Below are 21,852 nucleotides of genomic sequence, written 5' to 3'. Positions count from 1 at the left end.
TTTCCTATATGGCAACCGACCTGCCGCTGACGATTGCGCCGGTCGGCTCCAATATGATCGGGGGTTTCTTGCTGGCCCTGATCATCGGGGTCACGGCCATCGCGGCCTCGCTGCCTCTCGGCATCATGCTGGCGCTTGGGCGCAGATCGGACATGTGGCTGATGAAGATGCTCTCGATCGGCTTTATCGAGTTCATCCGGGGGGTGCCGCTGATCACCCTCCTCTTCACTGCTTCCCTGCTTCTGCAGTATTTCCTGCCGCCGCAGACCAATTTCGACCTGATCCTGCGGGTGATCATCCTCGCATCGCTCTTCTCGGCCGCCTATCTGGCCGAGGTGATCCGGGGCGGTCTCGCCGCCCTGCCGCGCGGACAGTATGAGGCCGGTGACAGTCTTGGTCTGACCTATTGGCAGGCGCAGCGCCTGATCATCATGCCCCAGGCCCTGAAGATCTCGATCCCCGGCATTGTCTCGACCTTTATCGGGCTCTTCAAGGATACGACCCTGGTCTCCTTCGTCGGTCTTCTCGACCCGCTGAGGGGCGTTACCACCACCGTGCGCGCCGACATCAACTGGAAGGGTATCTACTGGGAGCCCTATATATTCGTCGGCGCCATCTTCTTCATTATCTGCTTTGGTATGTCACGATACTCTATGTATCTTGAACGCAAGCTGAAGACAGACCATCGCTAAGGACGCATCATGAGCCAGGCACAGAAGATCCCGGACGTCCCGGGCGAAATCGCGATCGAAATCCGCAAGATGAACAAATGGTACGGCCAGTTCCATGTCTTGCGCGATATCGACCTGACGGTGGCACGCGGCGAGCGGATCGTGATCTGCGGCCCTTCGGGGTCCGGGAAATCAACGATGATCCGCTGCATCAACCGGCTGGAGGAACACCAGTCCGGCAATATCATCGTCGACGGCACCGAACTGACCAATGACCTCAAGAATATCGACAAGGTGCGCTCTGAGGTCGGGATGGTATTCCAGCATTTCAACCTGTTCCCGCATCTGACGGTGCTGGAAAACCTGACGCTCGCGCCGATCTGGGTTCGCAAGATCCCGAAAAAACAGGCCGAAGAAACCGCGATGCATTTCCTGACCAAGGTGAAGATCCCGGATCAGGCGCTGAAATATCCGGGCCAGTTGTCGGGGGGCCAGCAACAACGGGTCGCCATTGCGCGGTCTTTGTGCATGCGCCCCAGGATCATGCTCTTTGACGAGCCGACCTCGGCCCTCGACCCAGAGATGATCAAAGAGGTACTCGACACCATGATCGAGCTCGCGGAAGAGGGCATGACCATGCTTTGCGTCACCCATGAAATGGGTTTTGCCCAGGCCGTGGCAAACCGCGTTGTGTTCATGGATCAGGGCCAGATCGTCGAACAGAATGCGCCGAAAGAGTTCTTCTCGAACCCGCAATCCGAGCGCACCAAGCTTTTCCTGAGCCAGATCCTCGGCCACTGACTTACCCGCAACTCACCCTGAAAACCCGCCGCACCCGCTGGCGGGTTTTCGCTTCTGACGCAATCCTGCCTTACAATCACAGGCCTGGCGGCTATCACTGAAAGAACGCTTTCAAAGGAGCATTCATGTCCCGCACCATTCCCCTCGCCGCCGCCGTCATCGTGCTTGGCAGCCTGCCGGCCCTGGCCGCCCTGCCGCCCTATTTCGACCGGATCGAGCAGATGCAGACCATCCTCGCCAGCGAGGCCGTGGCCGAGCGTCTCGGCGGGCGCCCCATCGACGGGCTTGAATATGAACGCCACGCCGAAGATGGCAGCGTGAAATGGGAAATCGACACCGATGGCTGCGATATCGACATCTGGCTTGACCCGCAGCCGATGCCCGAAGGGATGACCGGCAAGGTGACTTATGAGGTCCGCACGCCGGTCGAAGCCTGCGATAGCTGAGCTTCGCTCCGAAGCCTTTGCCCGGGGTCCACCCCCGGGCGAACACCGCCCGGCAGGGGTCAGAAGGCGAATTCCGCAACCACCGCCCGGTGATCCGAGGGCCAGGGCATCACAACAATATCGCTGCGCGGCCCATCTTCACCAATGATGGCAGCATCAATGACCCGCAGCCCTTCGCCTTTTGCCAGCAATTGGTCGATCCGGTCCGGGTGGTCATCCGTGGCCGCCTCGTCATAACGCGGTGCCCAGGTGAAAGCAGGCTTTGCGACAGGATCGGGAAAGATCGCGCGATAGGCGTCGGTAAAGCCAAGATCGGCGAGCCGCTTCGTCGCCGGCCATTCGACCACAACCGGATGCGTGCCCTGCTCCACCGCAGCCCCGGTCCAGTCCAGCCAGGACGGCTCATTGAAATCACCGGTCACGAACACCGCCGGCGCACCCTCTGCGGATTTCAGATCTTTCTCCAGCAAATCCATCCCGCTGGCCCGGGTCCGCCGCGCCCAATCCGCCGCCTCTTCCCCCGTGGTCAGGAATGGCGCCGGGCCATATTCAATCCCGAGCAGTTGGTAGGGCTGATAGGGTTCATCATCGAGATGGATATTGAAGAGCCAGACCGCCCTCCCCTCCACATCAATCCTGACACCAAGCTCATGCGGGCTGGCCTCGCCAATCGGATAGCGTGAGATCACCGCATTGGCCCAGAGCGCCGGCGCCCCGCCCTCCTGATCGTACCAGTGCCAGCCAAGCGCCTGGGCAATTGCCTTTGCCACAGAGTGACCGGTCGCATCGCAGGATTCGGCACTGCAATCCTCAGGCTCTGCCCGGGTCTCCTGCAGACCCACGATATCTGCGCCTGCGGCACGGATGGCAGCGACCGTCTCCGAGACGTCCTTATCCTCATTCACGCCCCCGCCCCAGATATTGAAACTCATCACCCGCAACACGGTCTCGGCCGCGACGGGCAACGGCATAAGGGACAGGGTCAGTACAGCCAGAATCGAAAGGCGCATGAAAACCTCCGCACAAAAATCAGGCCAGGCTATCCTGGCGCTAAATTGTAACGAGGCATAGCCTCTGGCACCTGCGGGCTCCCCCCGCCCGGGGCTTGCAATGAAAAAGGCCGCCCCGAAGGGCGGCCTCTGGATCACAAAGCCCGAAGGCTTCAGATCACTTGATGATTTTCGCAACGACGCCTGCACCAACGGTGCGGCCGCCTTCGCGGATTGCGAAGCGCAGTTTTTCTTCCATAGCGATCGGCGCGATCAGCTCGACTTCGAACTTCAGGTTGTCGCCCGGCATCACCATTTCGGTGCCTTCCGGAAGCTTGACCATGCCGGTCACGTCCGTGGTGCGGAAGTAGAATTGTGGACGGTAGTTCGCGAAGAACGGCGTGTGACGGCCACCCTCTTCCTTGGTGAGGATATAGGCCTCAGCTTCGAAAGTGGTGTGCGGCAGAACCGATTTCGGCTTGCACAGAACCTGACCACGCTCGACGCCGTCACGGTCGACGCCACGCAGCAGCGCGCCGATATTGTCGCCGGCTTCACCGCGGTCGAGCAGCTTGCGGAACATCTCGACACCGGTGCAGGTCGATTTCGAGGTCGGGCGGATGCCGACGATCTCGACTTCGTCGCCGACGTTGATTACGCCGCGCTCGATACGACCGGTCACAACGGTGCCGCGGCCCGAGATCGAGAACACGTCTTCGATCGGCATCAGGAAGGGCTGGTCAACAGCGCGCTCCGGGGTCGGGATATAGGCGTCGACAGCCGCGATCAGCTCGCGGATCGAGTTCTCGCCGATTTCCGGATTGGTGCCGTTCATCGCAGCCAGAGCCGAGCCTTTGATGATCGGAATATCGTCGCCCGGGTATTCGTAGGACGAAAGAAGCTCGCGGATTTCCATCTCGACGAGTTCCAGCAGTTCCGGGTCATCGACCTGGTCGACCTTGTTCATATAGACGACCATGTAGGGGATACCCACCTGGCGGCCGAGCAGGATGTGCTCGCGGGTCTGCGGCATCGGGCCGTCAGCGGCGTTCACAACGAGGATCGCGCCGTCCATCTGGGCAGCACCGGTGATCATGTTTTTGACGTAGTCGGCGTGGCCGGGGCAGTCAACGTGAGCGTAGTGACGCGTTTCCGACTCATACTCAACGTGAGCGGTCGAGATCGTGATGCCGCGGGCGCGCTCTTCCGGAGCACCGTCGATCTGGTCATAGGCTTTGAAGTCACCGAAATATTTGGTGATCGCGGCCGTCAGGGTCGTCTTGCCGTGGTCAACGTGGCCGATCGTGCCGATGTTGACGTGCGGTTTGTTCCGTTCAAACTTTGCCTTTGCCATTTGGCAACTCCTTCAAATTCTTGCTCCGCGAGTTTCGCGGCATTTGGGGGGTGGAGGGCGCGGACGCCCTCCCGCCGGATCAGGCGTGTTTCTTCTGGATTTCCTGGCTCAGGTTTTCCGGCACGGCGTCATAATGGTGGAATTCCATCGAGAACACCGCGCGGCCCGAAGACATGGAACGCAGGTTGTTGATATAGCCGAACATATTCGCCAGCGGGACCATCGCGTTGATCACGTTTGCATTGCCCCGGGTGTCTTGCCCCTGAACCATGCCGCGACGCGAGGTCAGATCGCCGATGATGCCGCCGGTATATTCTTCCGGAGTCACCACTTCGACTTTCATCACCGGCTCAAGCAGTTTCGCGCCGGCTTTCTTCAGACCGTCACGCATTGCTGCACGCGCTGCGATTTCGAAGGCGAGAACCGAGGAGTCGACGTCGTGGAAAGCACCGTCGATGAGAGCGACTTTGAAGTCGATCACCGGGAAGCCTGCCAGCGGGCCCGAATCCATGACGGATTTGATGCCTTTTTCGACGCCGGGGATGTATTCCTTCGGAACAGCACCACCAACGATTTTCGACTCGAAGGAGTAGCCTTCGCCCGGCTCGGTCGGCGTGATCACCAGCTTGACGCGTGCGAACTGACCCGTACCACCGGTCTGTTTCTTATGCGTGTAGTCGATCTCATGCTGCTGCGAGATCGTCTCACGATAAGCCACCTGCGGTGCACCGATATTCGCCTCGACCTTGAACTCGCGACGCATACGGTCGACGAGGATGTCGAGGTGAAGTTCGCCCATGCCCTTCATGATGGTCTGGCCCGATTCCTGATCGGTTTCAACCCGGAAGGAGGGGTCTTCGGCAGCCAGACGGGCAAGAGCGATGCCCATCTTTTCCTGGTCAGCCTTGGTTTTCGGCTCGACGGCGATCTCGATAACCGGGACCGGGAAGGTCATGGTTTCCAGAACGACCGGGTTTGCCGGATCGCAGAGCGTATCGCCGGTGGTGGTCTCTTTCAGACCGCCAAGCGCGATGATGTCGCCGGCGAAGGCTTCGGTGATTTCCTCACGCTCGATGGCGTGCATCATCATCATACGGCCAACGCGCTCTTTGCGACCTTTGGTCGAATTGAGCAGGCTGTCGCCTTTTTTCATCACGCCCGAATAGAGACGGGTGAAGGTCAGCGAGCCGACGAAGGGGTCGTTCATGATCTTGAACGCCAGACCCGAGAAGGGCTGGGCATCGTCTGCGGTACGCTGGATGTTGCGGGTCTCGGTCTCGTCGCCCGGTGCGAAGCCCATATAGGGTTTCACGTCCAGCGGCGAAGGCAGATAATCGACAACAGCGTTCAGCAGAGCCTGCACGCCTTTGTTTTTGAACGCAGAACCGCCCAGAACCGGCACGAATGCCATCGCCAGGGTGCCCTTGCGGATCAGCGCGCGCAGCTCGTCCTGCGAAGGCTCTTTGCCTTCGAGGTAAGCTTCCATCGCAGCATCGTCCTGCTCGACTGCAAGCTCGACGAGAGTCGCGCGACGGGTCTCGGCTTCTTTTTTCAGGTCGTCACGGATCGGACGGTGCGCCCAGGATGCGCCGACATCGTCGCCTTCCCAGACCCATTCTTCCATCGTGACGAGGTCAACGATACCTTCCAGATGGTCCTCGGCACCGATCGGGAACGCGATCGGCGCGGTGGTCGCGCCGGTGCGGTCTTTGATCATGTCGAGGCACTTCTGGAAGTCAGCGCCGATCTTGTCCATCTTGTTGACGAACACGATGCGCGGCACGCCGTAACGGTCGGCCTGACGCCACACCGTTTCGGTTTGCGGCTCCACACCGGCGTTACCGTCGAGAAGGCAGACCGCGCCATCGAGAACTGCCAGCGAACGTTCGACTTCGATGGTGAAGTCAACGTGGCCGGGGGTGTCGATGATGTTGAAGCGGTGCTTCGGCGAGGTCGCCGCGGTGCCGTCGTAGGTCTTTTCCCAGAAGGTGGTGGTGGCAGCCGAGGTGATGGTGATCCCCCGTTCCTGCTCCTGTTCCATCCAGTCCATGGTCGAGGCGCCATCATGCGTCTCGCCCATTTTGTGGTTCTTGCCGGTATAGAAAAGAATACGCTCGGTCGTGGTCGTCTTGCCGGCATCGATGTGGGCCATGATGCCGAAGTTACGATAGAGATTAAGCGGATAGTCGCGTGCCATTTGGCCCCCTTACCAGCGGTAATGGCTGAACGCTTTGTTCGCGTCGGCCATCTTGTGGGTGTCTTCGCGCTTTTTCACGGCAGTGCCGCGGCCATTGACGGCATCGGACAGCTCAGCTGCCAGACGCTCTTCCATGGTGTTCTCGTTGCGCTTGCGGGCAGCGATGATCAGCCAGCGGATCGCGAGCGCTTCGCGGCGCTCGGTGCGGACTTCGACCGGAACCTGGTAGGTTGCACCACCAACGCGGCGCGACCGGACTTCGACCGAAGGCTTCACATTGTCGAGCGCTTCGTGGAAGGCTTCGATCGGCGAGCGCTTCAGGCGGCCTTCGACGCGGGTCAGGGCACCATAGACGATCGACTCGGCGACCGACTTTTTGCCATCCAGCATCAGGTTGTTCATGAATTTGGTCAGAACGCGGTCGCCATATTTGGCGTCCGGGAGAATTTCGCGCTTCTCTGCGGCGTGACGACGGGACATGTCTCTCTACCTCTCCTGGATCACTTCGGACGCTTGGCGCCGTACTTCGAACGACGCTGACGACGGTCTTTGACGCCCTGGGTATCCAGAACACCCCGGAGGATGTGGTAACGGACACCCGGAAGGTCTTTGACGCGGCCGCCGCGGATCAGAACAACGCTGTGCTCTTGCAGGTTGTGCTTTTCGCCGGGGATGTAGGAGATGACTTCGAAGCCGTTCGTCAGACGAACCTTGGCCACTTTCCGCATAGCGGAGTTAGGCTTCTTCGGGGTCGTGGTGTAAACGCGGGTACAAACCCCACGCTTTTGCGGGCAGGATTCCAGGTGCTGGGACTTGGACTTGCTCGGCTTATCTTCCCGGGGTTTCCGGATAAGCTGTTGAATCGTCGGCATTCACGTTCCTCGTTTCGATACTCGCACCCTATGCCTTATGGTGCGCCGCTTCTCGAGTGCATTGCGCGAATCGCAAAACACAAAAACCGCATTCATCCGCCGATAAGGTGGATGACGCGGGTATTTCTGCAGAGGATCGGACGTGGTCCGGCCCTGAATTTCAGGACGCTCTGACCCTGGCGGCACATGGCAGCCCCGCAAGGGTGAGCGGGCTATAGGTGGAATCGCCCCTGGTGTCAACTGCGCCCCCGCCCGTGGCACAGGCGCCCGGGCCAAAGGAACCGGGCAGAATTCACCTGTTGCGCCGGGCCTCGCGCAGGATGGTAAAGACCCCGGAGGCCACGATCAGCGCCGCCCCTGCAAGGGTCACAATATCGGGCAGATGGTCAAAGACCAGCCAGCCGAGCAGCGTTGCCCATAAGAGCTGGCTGTACCGCAAGGGCGCCGTCATGCTGACATCTCCGGACTGCAAAGCGCCCACCAGCGAGACGAATGCCATCGTCATAAAGAACCCGCCGACAAGCGCCAGCAGCAGATGGCGCGGCGTCACCGGCTGCCATGGCACAAAGGCCGACCAGACGATGCTCAGCGTCAATACCGTGATCGCCGCGCCAAGCCCGACCAGCGCCGCCGACACATCGCGGCTGATCTGCCGGGTGATCAGATCGCGGCAGACCACGCAAGCCACAGACAGGAGCACCAGGAACGCCCAGGGATCCAGCCCGTCCTCGCCCGGGCGGATCACGATCAGCACCCCGATGAAGCCGATGGCCACCGCAAGCGCGCGACGCCAGCCGACCTTTTCGCCCAGAAACAGGGCAGCCGCCGCCGTCGCGGCCAGCGGCACCGATTGCAGGATGGCTGTGACATTGGCCAGTTGCATATGCGTCAGAGCGCCAAGGAAGGTCAGCGTTCCCGCCACTTCGCCGAAACTGCGCAGGATCAGGAATTTGCGGTCCCTCCCCTTCGGCAGGTGTGAGAAGGCCCCCGCCCGCCAGGCCAGCAGCCCCAGCATGGTGCAGGCCGGCACGCCGCGCACCACCATCGCCTGCGGCAAGGGCATATCGGCCAGCAAAAGCTTGATGATCGTGTCATTGATCGCGAAGGCGAGCATGGCCAGCAACATCAGGGCAATACCGCGCGTCTTGTCACTCACTGGCATGATGTCGGGCGCCTCAATTCTGCTCGCCCTGCCCTCTGTCAGGTTTCAGCTCGTTTTGGAAGGGCAGGATGCGGACCCCTCCGCTTTATATCGGCCCGGGTCATGACTGCCAGGGGCCGGTGCTCAACTCTGCGCCGGCGGGGCACTGGTGCAACATGGCTGGCGGACTGGCCGGGAATGAAAGCCCGCGATGCGACAATTCGGGGAAACATGAACATGCCCGGATCAACCGGGCTCAGCGCAGCGATATCAGCCCCCGGCGGCGCCACGTTCCACATACCCGCAGGGGGGAAAGGCCGGGACCACCTGACCAGGGCACGGCCCACAATCGGGCAGCGCGAAGGGTCAGGCCCTGCCAATACGGGATGTCCGGTCTTGCCCCGGTTCAGTGCCCGGAGGGTGGAGACAGAAAAGGCCCCGCCCGGTTGTCCGGGCGGGGCCAGAGATCACTTCACCGGCGCCAGGGCCAGTGAGCCGGGGATCAATCCCGGCTTTCCAGATCGTCGACGATCACGCTGGCCAGATCAGGCTGCGCAGCCGGGATCGGTGCGGCCAGAGCGGCGGCGGTTTCCGCCTCGCTGCGGCGTGCCTCGATCACCGTCGAGTCGCGCTCGGACGCGATGGACTTCACGCGGCGCGTGGCCCCACCGGTGCCGGCCGGGATCAGACGGCCCACGATGACGTTCTCTTTCAGGCCCTGCAGCTTGTCGCGCTTGCCCTGAACGGACGCCTCGGTAAGGACGCGGGTCGTCTCCTGGAAGGAAGCCGCCGAGATGAAGCTGCGGGTCTGCAGCGACGCCTTGGTGATCCCCAGCAGAACCGGCTCGGCTTTCGCCTCGCGCAGACCGCGGCCACGGGCTTTGAGGTTTTCTTCCTCCAGCTCCTGGCGCTCGACCTGCTCGCCTTTCAGCAGCGTGGTATCGCCCGAATCCAGCACTTCGAGTTTCTGCAGCATCTGCCGCACGATAACCTCGATATGCTTGTCGTTGATCTTCACGCCCTGCAGACGATAGACGTCCTGGACCTCGTCGATCATGTAGTTTGCCAGCGCTTCGACACCCATAATGCGCAGGATGTCATGCGGCGCGGGGTTCCCGTCCATGATATAGTCGCCCTTCTGGACGAAATCGCCTTCCTGGACAGGGATATGTTTGCCCTTGGGCACCATATATTCCATCGACTGAAGGGTCTCGTCCACCGGCTCGACCGTGATGCGGCGCTTGTTCTTGTAGTCCTTGCCAAAGCGCACATAACCATCGGCTTCCGCGATGATTGCGTGATCTTTCGGGCGACGCGCCTCGAAGAGTTCCGCCACGCGGGGAAGACCCCCGGTGATGTCCTTCGTCTTGGTGCCTTCGCGCGGAATACGCGCCACGATATCGCCCGGGCGCAGTTCCTGACCGTCTTCGATCGAGAGAACCGCATCCACCGACATCGCATACTGGATCGGGTTGCCGCTGTCGCCGCGCACCGGTTCGCCCGTTTCCGGGTTCACCACCAGGATCTCGGGCTTGAGATCCGAGCCGCGCGGTGCCGCACGCCAGTCAGACACGATCTTCTGCGTCATGCCGGTTGCGTCATCGGTGTCTTCGCGAACCGAGATGCCGTTGATCAGGTCCTTGAACCGCGCCACACCGGCCTTTTCAGCCACGATCAGCAGGTTGAAGGGGTCCCATTCGAACAGCTTATGGCCACGCTTGACCTCTTCGCCATCCTTCACGTGAAGTTTGGCGCCATAGGTCAGCTTGTGCACCGCGCGCTCGTCGCCATTGGCGTCGATGATCGCGATGGACATGTTCCGGCCGATCACCACCTGCTCGCCTGCGACGTTCAGAAGGAGGTTCGCGTTGCGGAACTCGATCTTGCCCTCTTGGCTTGCTTCAAGGAACGACTGCTGGCCGCCTTGCGCAACACCGCCGATGTGGAAGGTCCGCATCGTCAGCTGCGTGCCCGGCTCACCGATGGACTGGGCGGCGATGATGCCGACCGCTTCACCGATATTCACCTGAGTACCGCGGGCAAGGTCGCGACCATAGCACTGGGCGCAAACGCCTTCCTCGGCCTCACAGGTCAGCGGGCTGCGGATACGGGCGACAGGTACGTTATACTTGCCGACCAGATCTGCCTTGCGCTCGTCGATCAGTTCCCCCTTGGCGATCAGCACCTCATCGGTGCCCGGGATCATGATGTCTTCCGCCACGACACGGCCCAGCACCCGTTCCGAGAGCGGAGCGGTTTCCTGGCCTTCCTTGACGGCTGCCGAAGCAGTGATCGAGTTCTCGGTGCCGCAATCATGCACGCGAACGATGCAATCCTGCGCCACGTCAACCAGACGGCGGGTCAGATAACCCGAGTTCGCCGTCTTCAGAGCGGTATCCGACAGACCCTTCCGGGCGCCGTGGGTCGAGTTGAAGTATTCAAGAACGGTCAGACCTTCCTTGAAGTTCGAGATGATCGGCGTCTCGATGATCTCGCCGTTCGGCTTGGCCATCAGGCCGCGCATCCCACCCAGCTGCTTCATCTGCGTGACCGAACCCCGGGCACCGGAATGGGCCATCATATAGACCGAGTTCGGTTCCTTCTCGGCGCCATTGTCGTCGTATTTGGTGGCCGAGATCGTGGACATCATGCCCTCGGTCACCTTGTCGTTGCACTTCGACCAGGCGTCGACGACTTTGTTGTATTTCTCGCCCTGAGTGATCAGGCCGTCGAGATACTGCTGTTCAAAATCGGCAACCAGGGCTTTCGTCGCATTGACGATGTCCCATTTGTTGTCGGCGATGACCATGTCGTCCTTGCCGAAAGAGATGCCGGCTTTGAACGCCTCGCGGAAGCCGAGACCCATGATCTGGTCACAGAAGATCACCGACTCTTTCTGACCGCAGTAGCGGTAGACGGTGTCGATGACGGTCTGCACATCTTTCTTACGCAGAAGACGGTTCACCAGTTCAAACGGCGCCTTGGCGTTTTGCGGCAGGATGTTGCCCAGACGCAGGCGGCCGGGCGTCGTCTCATAGCGCTTCCAGACGATATTGCCTTCCTCATCGACCTGCTTGAGGCGGGCAGTGATTTTGGCATGCAGATGCAGCTCGCCAGCGGCAAGGGCGTGTTCGACTTCGTCGATATCGCGGTAAAGACCGCCCTCGCCCTTCATGCCTTCGCGCTGCATGGTCACGTAATAGATCCCGAGAACCATATCCTGCGACGGAACAATGATCGGCGCGCCGTTGGCGGGCGACAGAACGTTGTTCGTCGACATCATGAGAACGCGGGCCTCAAGCTGGGCTTCCAGCGAGAGGGGAACGTGAACAGCCATCTGGTCGCCGTCGAAGTCGGCGTTGAAGGCCGAACAGACCAGCGGGTGCAGCTGGATCGCCTTGCCTTCAATCAGGATCGGCTCGAACGCCTGGATGCCCAGACGGTGCAGCGTCGGCGCGCGGTTCAGAAGGACCGGGTGCTCGCGGATAACCTCATCAAGGATATCCCAGACTTCCGGACGCTCTTTCTCAACGAGCTTCTTCGCCTGTTTCACGGTGCTCGAAAGCCCTTTGGCTTCAAGGCGCGAATAGATGAAGGGCTTGAAGAGCTCGAGCGCCATCTTCTTCGGCAGACCGCATTGGTGCAGCTTCAGCTCCGGCCCGGTCACGATCACCGAACGGCCCGAGAAGTCGACACGCTTACCGAGCAAGTTCTGACGGAAGCGGCCCTGCTTACCTTTCAGCATGTCCGACAGCGATTTCAGCGGGCGTTTGTTGGTCCCGGTGATCACGCGGCCACGACGGCCGTTGTCGAACAGCGCGTCGACGGCTTCCTGCAGCATCCGCTTTTCGTTGCGGACGATGATGTCGGGCGCACGCAGCTCGATCAGGCGCTTCAGCCGGTTGTTCCGGTTGATGACGCGGCGATAGAGGTCGTTCAGATCCGAGGTCGCGAAACGGCCACCATCCAGCGGGACGAGCGGACGCAGTTCCGGCGGGATCACCGGAAGCACGGTCAGGATCATCCATTCCGGGCGGTTGCCGGATTCGTAGAAGCTTTCGACGATCTTCAGACGCTTGATGATCTTCTTGGGCTTCAGCTCGCCGGTGGCTTCCTTCAGCTCTTCGCGAAGGGTCTCGGCCAGCTGGCCCAGATCAATCGCGGCCAGCATTTCGCGGATCGCCTCAGCACCGATATTCGCGGTGAAAGCGTCAGCGCCATACTGGTCCTGAGCGTCGAGATACTCATCCTCGGTCATCAGCTGGCCATAGGTCAGATCGGTCAGACCCGGCTCGATAACGACATAGTTTTCGAAGTAGAGGATGCGTTCCAGATCCCGCAGCGTCATGTCCAGCATGAGGCCGATCCGGGACGGAAGCGACTTCAGGAACCAGATATGCGCAACGGGTGCGGCCAGCTCGATATGGCCCATGCGCTCACGGCGGACCTTTTGCAGCGTGACTTCCACACCGCATTTCTCGCAGACAACGCCGCGATACTTCATCCGCTTATATTTGCCGCAAAGGCATTCATAGTCTTTGATCGGCCCGAAAATCCGGGCGCAGAACAGACCGTCGCGCTCGGGCTTAAAAGTCCGGTAGTTGATGGTTTCCGGCTTTTTGATCTCGCCGTAGGACCATGAGAGAATACGCTCCGGCGACGCCAGTGAGACCTTGATCTCGTCAAACGTCTTGACCGGCGCGACCGGGTTGAACGGATTGTTCGTCAGTTCCTGGTTCATTTGATCTTCCCAATCAGGAGGTTGCGGTCAGAGGGGTGGCGCCGGTTTCTTTGAAGAAACCGGCCCGGAATTTTCCTTAAAATTCCGGTCACTCCTCTTCCGCATCCAGGAGTTCCATGTTCAGGCCGAGGCCGCGGACTTCCTTCACGAGAACGTTGAAGCTCTCAGGCACACCGGCCTCGAAGTTGTCCTCGCCCTTGACGATCGATTCATAGACCTTGGTCCGGCCCGCGACGTCATCCGACTTCACCGTCAGCATCTCCTGCAGGGTATAGGCGGCGCCGTAGGCTTCCAGAGCCCAGACCTCCATCTCCCCGAGACGCTGACCACCGAATTGCGCCTTACCACCCAGCGGCTGCTGCGTGACAAGCGAATACGGACCGGTCGAACGCGCGTGCAGCTTGTCATCGACCAGGTGGTGCAGCTTGAGCATGTATTTCACGCCCACGGTGACCTTGCGCTGGAACTTCTCGCCCGAACGGCCGTCAAAGACATCCGACTGACCCGAAGTGTCGAAACCGGCACGGCGCAGCGCGTCGTTCACATCCGCTTCCTTGGCACCGTCGAAGACCGGGGTCGCGATCGGCACACCACGGGTGACCGTGCGAGCGCTCTCGATCAGGTCTTCGTCCGAGGCCTCACCAAAGGCTTCGTCATAGGTCTCGTCGCCGTAAGCGAAACGCATGGCTTCCTTGACCGGGGTCAGGTCACCGGAGCGGCGGAAGTCCTGCAGCGCGTCATCGATGCGCAGACCCAGACCGCGCGCGGCCCAGCCCATATGCGTCTCGAGGATCTGCCCGACGTTCATCCGCGACGGCACGCCGAGCGGGTTCAGCACGAGGTCAACCGGGGTGCCGTCAGCCAGGAAGGGCATATCCTCTTGCGGGACCACCTTCGAGATAACACCCTTGTTGCCGTGACGACCGGCCATCTTATCGCCCGGTTGCAGCTTACGCTTCACCGCGACGAAGACTTTGACCATCTTCATCACGCCCGGAGGCAGATCATCACCGCGCCGGACCTTCTCGACCTTATCTTCGAAACGTGCGGTCAGAGCGCGTTTCTGGGACTCATACTGGTCGTGAAGCGCCTCGATCTCTTTCGCCTGGGCCTCTTCGGCGACAGCAAGCTGCCACCACTGGCCACGGCTCAGAGTGCCGAGGAGTTCTTCGTCAATGGTCGAACCGGCGCGGACGCCTTTCGGGCCTTTGACAGCTTCGCGGCCAATGATCAGGGCCTTGAGGCGCGAATAGATATTGCGCTCCAGGATGGTCATTTCGTCGTCGCGGTCGCGGGCGAGGCGTTCGACTTCCTCACGCTCGATCTGCAGCGCACGTTCGTCCTTGTCGACGCCGTGACGGTTGAAGACCCGCACTTCGACGATGGTACCATAGGCACCCGGCGGCAGACGCAGCGAGGTATCGCGCACGTCAGACGCTTTTTCACCGAAGATGGCGCGCAGAAGCTTTTCTTCCGGCGTCATCGGGCTTTCGCCCTTCGGGGTGATCTTGCCGACAAGGATATCGCCCGGCTGCACTTCGGCACCGATATAGACGATGCCCGCTTCGTCGAGGTTGCGCAGAGCTTCCTCACCGACGTTCGGGATGTCGCGGGTGATCTCTTCCGGCCCAAGCTTGGTATCGCGGGCGGCGACTTCATATTCCTCGATATGGATCGAGGTGAAGACGTCATCCTTGAGGATCCGCTCGGAAATCAGGATCGAGTCCTCGTAGTTATACCCGTTCCAGGGCATGAAGGCCACGATCACGTTCCGGCCAAGCGCCAGTTCACCCATATCGGTGCAGGGGCCGTCTGCCACCACCTCGCCACGGGTCACCCGGTCGCCCACCTTCACCAGCGGACGTTGGTTGATGCAGGACGACTGGTTCGAACGCTTGAACTTGCGCAGACGGTAGATGTCGACGCCCGGCTCGCCCGGCTCCAGGAGTTCGGTCGCACGGATAACGATACGCTGTGCGTCGACCTGGTCGATCACGCCCGAACGACGCGCCATGATGGCAGCCCCGGAGTCGCGCGCAACCACGGCCTCGATCCCCGTGCCCACGAAAGGCGCGTCGGATTGCAAGAGCGGAACCGCCTGACGTTGCATGTTCGAGCCCATCAGAGCGCGGTTGGCGTCGTCATTTTCAAGGAACGGGATCAGCGATGCCGCGACCGAGACCAGCTGTTTCGGCGAAACGTCGATCAGATCGACAGCATCCGGCGGGTTCAGCATGAATTCGCCGCCCTTACGCGACGAAATCAGGTCGTCGGTAAAGTGACCTTCCGCATCCTGCGATGCGTTGGCCTGCGCAACGGTGTGCCGCATCTCTTCGGTTGCCGACATATAGACGACTTCATCGGTCACCTTGTTGTCGATGACCTTGCGATACGGGGTCTCGATGAAGCCATACTTGTTGACGCGAGCAAAGGTTGCCAGCGAGTTGATCAGACCGATGTTCTGACCTTCCGGCGTTTCAATCGGGCACATCCGGCCGTAGTGGGTCGGGTGAACGTCGCGAACCTCAAAGCCTGCGCGCTCGCGCGTCAGACCGCCCGGCCCAAGAGCCGAGAGACGGCGCTTATGGGTGACTTCCGACAGCGGGTTGGTCTGGTCCATGAACTGCGACAGCTGCGACGAGCCGAAGAATTCACGGACAGCTGCTGCCGCGGGTTTCGCGTTGATCAGATCCTGCGGCATGATCGTGTCGATCTCGACCGAGGACATACGCTCTTTGATCGCGCGCTCCATGCGGAGCAGACCGACGCGATACTGATTTTCCATCAGCTCGCCGACCGAGCGCACCCGGCGGTTGCCGAGGTGGTCGATATCGTCGATCTCGCCCTTGCCGTCGCGGAGCTCAACCAGTGCCTTGATGCACTTGATGATATCGTCACGGTCCAGCGTCCGCTGGGTGTCGGGCTTGTCGACGTCAAGACGCATGTTCATTTTCACCCGGCCAACAGCCGAGAGATCATAACGGTCTTTGTCGAAGAACAGCGTGTCAAAGAGGCTCGACGCCGCTTCAACAGTCGGCGGCTCGCCCGGACGCATCACGCGATAGATATCCATCAGCGCGGTATCACGGCCCCAGTTCTTATCGGCGGCCATGGTGTTGCGCATATAGGGACCGACATTGATATTGTCGATGTCGAGCACCGGGATCTCGGTCACGCCCTGGTCGAGCAGGGTTTTCACCGTACCGCCCTTGACTTCGCCGTCCCGGTCCAGTTCCCAGGTCAGCTCATCGCCGGCCTCGGCCCAGATCGCGCCGTTTTCCTCATCCACGATATCATTGGCGACAAAGCGGCCCATGATATGGTCGAACGGCACCAGAAGCTCGGTAACCTCGCCCTCGTCCAGCCATTTCTTGACCATGCGCGGCGTGACTTTCTCACCCGCTTTCAGGATCACTTCGCCGGTCGCAGCATCGACAAGGTCATAGGTCGGACGGGTGCCACGGACGCGTTCCGGGAAGAAGCGCGTGACCCAGCCCTTGTTCTTCACATATTTGAAGGTGACCGTGTCGTAATAGGCCTTCATGATCGCGTCCTGGTCGAGACCAAGCGCGTAAAGCAGCGTCGTCACCGGCAGTTTGCGGCGGCGGTCGATACGGGCGAAGACGATATCCTTGGCGTCGAATTCGAAATCCAGCCAGGAACCGCGATAGGGAATGATCCGGCAGGCAAACAGCAGCTTGCCCGAGGAATGGGTCTTGCCCTTGTCATGGTCGAAGAACACGCCCGGGGAGCGGTGCATCTGGCTGACGATCACGCGCTCGGTGCCGTTCACGATGAACGTACCGTTCGGCGTCATCAGGGGCATATCGCCCATATAGACGTCTTGTTCCTTGATGTCTTTCACCGACTTATTGCCGGTGGTCTCGTCGATATCAAACACGATCAGGCGCAGCGTCACCTTCAGCGGCGCCGCATAGGTCAGGTCACGCTGCATACATTCATCGACGTCGTATTTCGGCTTTTCCAGCTCGTAACGGACGAATTCGAGAACAGCGGTCTCGTTGAAATCCTTGATCGGGAAGACCGACTGGAACGTGCCCTGGATGCCCTCATCGTCATGCGGCTTTTCGCCGTCACCCGAATTGAGGAAGAGATCATAGGAGGATTTCTGAACCTCGATAAGGTTCGGCATCTCGAGGACTTCGCGGATCTTGCCGTAATAGCGGCGGATACGCTTCTGGCCAACATAAGCTTGCGCCATGTTCGTGGTCACCTTTCATCGTTTCGCCGGCGCGCGACCCGTCGGGGCACAGGCACACGCCAACTGGCGAGAGGGGATATCCGGTTCCATACCTGCCATCTGTCCCGTCAGACGGCTCCCGAACCGATACCGCACCCGGAGAGAGGATTTCGTAAAATCCCCTTTCAGGACGCGAATGGCAGGAGGCGGATTGCTCCGCCCCCTGCCTGAAAATCAAAGCTGCGGGGCAACCCGCAAGCCAGATTACTTGAGCTCGACTTTGGCGCCAGCAGCTTCAAGCTTCTTCTTGATTTCCTCTGCGTCAGCTTTGGCAGCGCCTTCTTTGACTTTGCCGCCGGCTTCAACGAGGTTTTTCGCTTCAACGAGGCCCAGGCCGGTGATGCCGCGGACTTCTTTGATGACGTTGATTTTGTTTGCGCCGGCTTCGACGAGCACGACGTCGAATTCGGTTTTTTCTTCGACGGCTTCAGCTGCAGCAGCCGGGCCAGCCACGACAACAGCGCCGCCAGCAGCCGGCTCGATGCCGTATTCGTCTTTCAGGATGGTCTTCAGTTCCTGAGCTTGCAGGAGGGTCAGGCCAACGATTTGTTCGGCGAGAGCTTTAAGATCAGCCATTTTTCACATTCCGTTCAGTTAAGATGGGGTCCAACGCGATGTTGATCAACCCTACGAAAGACATTGGGCAATGCCGGGGCCTCAGGCCGCGGCTTTGTCCTCGATGGTCGACAGGATACCAGCGATGTTCGAAGCAGGCGCGCCAATGGCACCGGCGATGTTCGAAGCAGGCGCACCGATCATCGACGCGATCTGAGCAAGCAGCTCTTCGCGCGACGGCAGCGATGCGACGGCTTTGACACCGACAGGGTCCAGAACCGTGCCACCCATAGCGCCGCCGAGGATCACGAAACGCTCGTTATCCTTGGCATAGCTCTCAGAGACCTTGGCCGCAGCCACGGGATCTTCCGAGAAGGTCAGCACAGTCATACCCGTAAGCAGGTCACCCATCTTGGCGATGGCTTTCCCCTCGAGGGCGATTTTGGCGAGCGTGTTCTTGGCAACGCGAACGGACCCACCCACGACACGCATGCGCGCGCGGAGATCCTGCATCTGCTTAACCGTCATGCCTTCGTAATGGGCAACCACTACGACGCCAGAGCTTTCAAAGATCTGGCCGAGATCCTCGACCAATTTCTCTTTCTGGGCTCTATCCACAGTTTCACTCCAAGTTTGGGGTTTCCCCCGGCTCAAGTCAGCCCTGTCCTCGCGGCCAGAGCATTCGGGTCCATGATGTCGTCCCGAGAGCCAAAATCACCCGAGGCAAGCCCCGGAAAAAATCGTCCCGAACTCCATCTCAGGCCGGAAATTAAGGCGTTTGCGCGCCACCAGCCTTCTCGGACAAAGCGTGTTGGGGCTGAGTGACGAATCACGCAGCCCCAACAGGTGCTGTCTCTACCTTGTTGTGACTGCGAAGCCAAGATGGTGTGGCAGGCTTTCTGCCATCCCACCTGCGGCGAACGGAAGAAGGGGGCCCTGCCCCCTCGCGGCTGCGCCGCTTACCCCCGGGATATTTAAGGACAGATGAATGCCGATTTCATCTGTCTCTAAATATCCCCGCCGGAGGCTTCCGCAATCAGCCAGATACGGAGCGCTGGAAAAGGGAAAGCCGCCACCCGGAAAGGGCAGCGGCTTTGCATTCAGTATTCGCGCCAGTTCAGGCTTAAGCGGTGGTCGCGAGGTCGAGCGAGACGCCCGGGCCCATGGTCGAGGAAAGCGAAACTTTCTTCACATAGGTGCCCTTGGCACCAGCCGGGCGGGCTTTGGTCACAGCGTCAACGAAGGCGCGGACGTTTTCAGCCAGCTTCTCCTCGGTGAACGAAACCTTGCCGATACCTGCATGGATCACGCCGGCCTTTTCGACCTTGAACTGGACTTCGCCGCCTTTGGCATTGGTCACAGCGGTTGCGACATCCATCGTCACCGTCCCGACTTTCGGGTTCGGCATCAGGTTGCGCGGGCCGAGAACTTTACCGAGACGGCCAACCAGCGGCATCATGTCCGGGGTTGCGATGCAGCGATCGAAATCGAGCATGCCGCCCTGGATTTTCTCCAGCAGGTCTTCTGCACCGACGATTTCCGCACCGGCAGCTTTGGCTTCATCAGCCTTGGCGCCACGGGCGAAAACTGCGACGCGCACGGTTTTACCGGTGCCGTTCGGCAGCTGAACCACGCCGCGGACCATCTGGTCTGCGTGACGCGGGTCGACGCCCAGGTTCATCGCGATTTCCAGCGTTTCGTCGAATTTCGCCGAAGCAGCCGATTTGATCAGCGCGACCGCGGCTTCAACAGCCAGCAGATCCTTGCCAGCGAAAGCCTCTTGCGCCTTCTTCACACGTTTTGCGAGCTTTGCCATGTCGATCAGCCCTTCACTTCGATGCCGCAGGACCGGGCCGAGCCCAGGATGATGTTCATCGCCGCTTCCACGGAATTGGCGTTGAGATCTTTCATCTTGGTCTCTGCGATCTTGCGCAGCTGTGCTGCGGTGATCGTACCGGCCACGGTGCGGCCCGGCTTGTCCGACCCTTTGGTGCGGTTACGCTTGCCGACCGGCTTCAGGCCAGCGGCTTCTTTCACGAGGAAAGCGGCCGGGGGCGTCTTCAGCTCGAGGCTGAACGACTTGTCCTGGTAATAGGTGATGATGGTCGGGATCGGGGTTCCCGGCGGGAAGTCAGCGGATTTCGCGTTGAATTCCTTGACGAACATCATGATGTTCAGACCGCGCTGACCCAGAGCCGGGCCGACGGGCGGCGACGGGTTCGCCTGTTGCGCTTTCACCTGCAGCTTGAGGCTGCCCATAATCTTCTTGGCCATCTGGCCTTCTCCTTTTCACGGCGCCGCCCTCATGGAGGCGCGTTTAGCGGTCCGGTCCGTCACCTGGTTCAGCCCTCTGAAACAGGCGCTCGCCTTCCGCGCGATACACTCAGGACCCGAAGGTCAGAACTTCACGACCTGAGTGAATTCCAGCTCGACCGGGGTTGCCCGGCCGAAGATCGAAACCGAGACCTTGAGACGGCTTTCCGCCTCATCCACCTCTTCGACCATCCCTTCAAAGCCGTCGAACGGCCCGTCGGTAACCTTGACCTTCTCGCCGATATCGAACCGGATCAGGTTCCTCGGCGCGACTTCGCCCTTCTGGGCGCTGTTGCTTTGCATCCCGGCAACCTCGGCATCCCGCATCGGCATCGGCTTGCCCTGAGGGCCAAGGAAGCCGGTGACGCGGTTGATCGACGATATCAGGTGATACCCGCGCGAGGTCATTTCCATATGCACCAGCACATAGCCGGGCATGATGCGACGTTCAGACGTCACCTTCTTGCCGCGACGCACCTCGATCACCTCTTCGGTGGGCACGAGGATCTCGTCGATTTCTTCCTGCAGGGCCGCTTCGTCCACGGCGGTCCGGATCTGCTCGGCAACCTTCTTCTCGAAGTTCGAGAGGACGCTCACCGAATACCAGCGTTTTGCCATGGTCTCGCTTCCACCTTCTGACTGCCTGGGAGGATTGCCTCCCGAATTCCTGTTGCCGACCCGATCTGCAAACTGCCGATCCGCCTGCCGCTCCGAACAAAAAACAGCGCGCATCCCGAATCGATGCGCGCCCGTGACCGAGACGTCGGCGCGGAATATCCGCTCACGCCGCCCCGATCAAGTCCTAACCGGCGTACCGGCCTGCCCGGCGGCCCGTCCGGGCCGCCCGCCCATCCCCGGTCAGACGCCGATGATCAGCTCCAGCCCCCAGCGGATCGCCAGATCCGTAAGGCTGAAAAAGGTCGCCGCCAGCGCCGAGAGGATGAAGACCATGATCGTCGTCAGCACCACCTCACGGCGCTTCGGCCAGTGGATCTTGCCCACTTCGCCGCGAACCTGCTGAAGGAACTGAAGAGGATTGGTCGTCGCCATGACTGCGGTATCCCGAGATAATTCCCAAAACCGCCCCGGTCAGAAAGCTTTTGAAAGCTCCGGTCCTGGCGGCCATTCGCGCCGAGATACTGGCCCGGAGCCGGAAATTCAAGTCATTCTGCCGGCAATCGCGACAGGTTGGGGAATTTCATTCTGCGCGACGGGTACGCCGCCGCGCCAGTGACGTCTTGTCCTGTCCGAAACTCGCCCAGACAATGACACATCTGCGCCACAATCATCCGCAAGGTTGTGCAGCGAGGCTAAGCCCTCCTGTTCCACGGGCAAACGTGCCCCGGCAGGCAGGGCAAACCACCTGGGATCCCCGGCATCATAGCCTGCGCGCTGGCCGTTTCCGTTCACGCGCCAGTTAGTTTCCACGTTGAAAGCATGAATTTACCAGCAATTTGCTGGACTCACTCCCTTCCAGAGCGCAAGAGTCTCGCGGACATCTATCCAGAGAC

General features: G+C 60.5%; 16 protein-coding genes and 1 pseudogene. 3 read left to right on the top strand and 14 right to left on the bottom strand.

Features of this window, described 5'->3' with window-relative positions:
- Positions 1-47 precede the first annotated feature (47 nt).
- The 3 genes and pseudogenes from BLW25_RS24845 to BLW25_RS02095 all read left to right on the top strand — a co-directional run.
- A pseudogene (locus tag BLW25_RS24845) lies at positions 48-692 on the top strand (amino acid ABC transporter permease); the annotation flags it as partial.
- A gap of 9 nt (positions 693-701) precedes the next feature.
- Positions 702-1,472, top strand: a complete 771-nt coding sequence (locus BLW25_RS02100) for an amino acid ABC transporter ATP-binding protein (RefSeq protein WP_092895901.1) — start codon at positions 702-704, stop codon at positions 1,470-1,472.
- Between the two features lie 125 nt (positions 1,473-1,597).
- Positions 1,598-1,918, top strand: coding sequence for a hypothetical protein (locus tag BLW25_RS02095; RefSeq protein WP_092895899.1), 321 nt, complete (start codon positions 1,598-1,600; stop codon positions 1,916-1,918).
- A gap of 59 nt (positions 1,919-1,977) precedes the next feature.
- Here BLW25_RS02095 and BLW25_RS02090 read toward each other — a convergent pair whose 3' ends face one another.
- From BLW25_RS02090 to secE, 14 genes are all read right to left on the bottom strand, one after another.
- Entirely contained in the window at positions 1,978-2,928 is a 951-nt protein-coding gene (locus BLW25_RS02090; RefSeq protein ID WP_092895897.1) for an endonuclease/exonuclease/phosphatase family protein, read from the bottom strand.
- Positions 2,929-3,085: 157 nt separating this feature from the next.
- The gene (gene tuf / locus BLW25_RS02085) at positions 3,086-4,261 is read right to left on the bottom strand and encodes an elongation factor Tu (protein ID WP_092895895.1); all 1,176 of its coding nucleotides are present in this window, start codon (positions 4,259-4,261) and stop codon (positions 3,086-3,088) included.
- 79 nt (positions 4,262-4,340) lie between these two features.
- Positions 4,341-6,458, bottom strand: coding sequence for an elongation factor G (fusA, locus tag BLW25_RS02080; RefSeq protein ID WP_092895893.1), 2,118 nt, complete (start codon positions 6,456-6,458; stop codon positions 4,341-4,343).
- 9 nt (positions 6,459-6,467) lie between these two features.
- The gene (gene rpsG / locus BLW25_RS02075; RefSeq protein ID WP_092895891.1) at positions 6,468-6,938 is read right to left on the bottom strand and encodes a 30S ribosomal protein S7; all 471 of its coding nucleotides are present in this window, start codon (positions 6,936-6,938) and stop codon (positions 6,468-6,470) included.
- A gap of 20 nt (positions 6,939-6,958) precedes the next feature.
- Entirely contained in the window at positions 6,959-7,330 is a 372-nt protein-coding gene (gene rpsL / locus BLW25_RS02070; protein WP_092895889.1) for a 30S ribosomal protein S12, read from the bottom strand.
- 292 nt (positions 7,331-7,622) lie between these two features.
- A complete protein-coding gene (locus tag BLW25_RS02065; protein WP_092895887.1) occupies positions 7,623-8,492 on the bottom strand; it encodes a DMT family transporter in 870 nt (289 codons plus the stop codon).
- Between the two features lie 481 nt (positions 8,493-8,973).
- The gene (gene rpoC, locus BLW25_RS02060) at positions 8,974-13,212 is read right to left on the bottom strand and encodes a DNA-directed RNA polymerase subunit beta' (RefSeq protein WP_092895885.1); all 4,239 of its coding nucleotides are present in this window, start codon (positions 13,210-13,212) and stop codon (positions 8,974-8,976) included.
- Positions 13,213-13,300: 88 nt separating this feature from the next.
- Positions 13,301-17,434 carry a DNA-directed RNA polymerase subunit beta gene (rpoB, locus tag BLW25_RS02055; protein ID WP_092895883.1) on the bottom strand — a complete coding sequence of 1,378 codons (4,134 nt, stop codon included), beginning with the start codon at positions 17,432-17,434 and terminating at the stop codon, positions 13,301-13,303.
- Positions 17,435-17,677: 243 nt separating this feature from the next.
- Positions 17,678-18,049 (bottom strand): 50S ribosomal protein L7/L12, encoded by a 372-nt coding sequence (gene rplL / locus BLW25_RS02050; RefSeq protein WP_092895881.1) that lies wholly within the window; start codon positions 18,047-18,049, stop codon positions 17,678-17,680.
- Positions 18,050-18,130: 81 nt separating this feature from the next.
- Positions 18,131-18,646: a 50S ribosomal protein L10 gene (rplJ, locus tag BLW25_RS02045; protein WP_092895879.1), complete on the bottom strand. Its 516-nt coding sequence runs from the start codon at positions 18,644-18,646 to the stop codon at positions 18,131-18,133.
- Positions 18,647-19,151: 505 nt separating this feature from the next.
- The gene (gene rplA, locus BLW25_RS02040; protein WP_092895877.1) at positions 19,152-19,844 is read right to left on the bottom strand and encodes a 50S ribosomal protein L1; all 693 of its coding nucleotides are present in this window, start codon (positions 19,842-19,844) and stop codon (positions 19,152-19,154) included.
- Between the two features lie 5 nt (positions 19,845-19,849).
- Positions 19,850-20,302, bottom strand: coding sequence for a 50S ribosomal protein L11 (gene rplK, locus BLW25_RS02035; RefSeq protein WP_092895875.1), 453 nt, complete (start codon positions 20,300-20,302; stop codon positions 19,850-19,852).
- A 123-nt stretch (positions 20,303-20,425) separates the two neighbouring features.
- Positions 20,426-20,959, bottom strand: coding sequence for a transcription termination/antitermination protein NusG (gene nusG, locus BLW25_RS02030; protein WP_092895873.1), 534 nt, complete (start codon positions 20,957-20,959; stop codon positions 20,426-20,428).
- 240 nt (positions 20,960-21,199) lie between these two features.
- Positions 21,200-21,391, bottom strand: a complete 192-nt coding sequence (gene secE / locus BLW25_RS02025; RefSeq protein WP_092895871.1) for a preprotein translocase subunit SecE — start codon at positions 21,389-21,391, stop codon at positions 21,200-21,202.
- Between the last annotated feature and the right edge of the window lie 461 nt (positions 21,392-21,852).

The organism is Rhodobacter sp. 24-YEA-8, from assembly GCF_900105075.1.
Lineage (GTDB): Bacteria > Pseudomonadota > Alphaproteobacteria > Rhodobacterales > Rhodobacteraceae > Pseudogemmobacter.
Note: the sequence above shows the minus strand (reverse complement) of the source record. Positions and strands in the feature narration are given on the sequence as shown.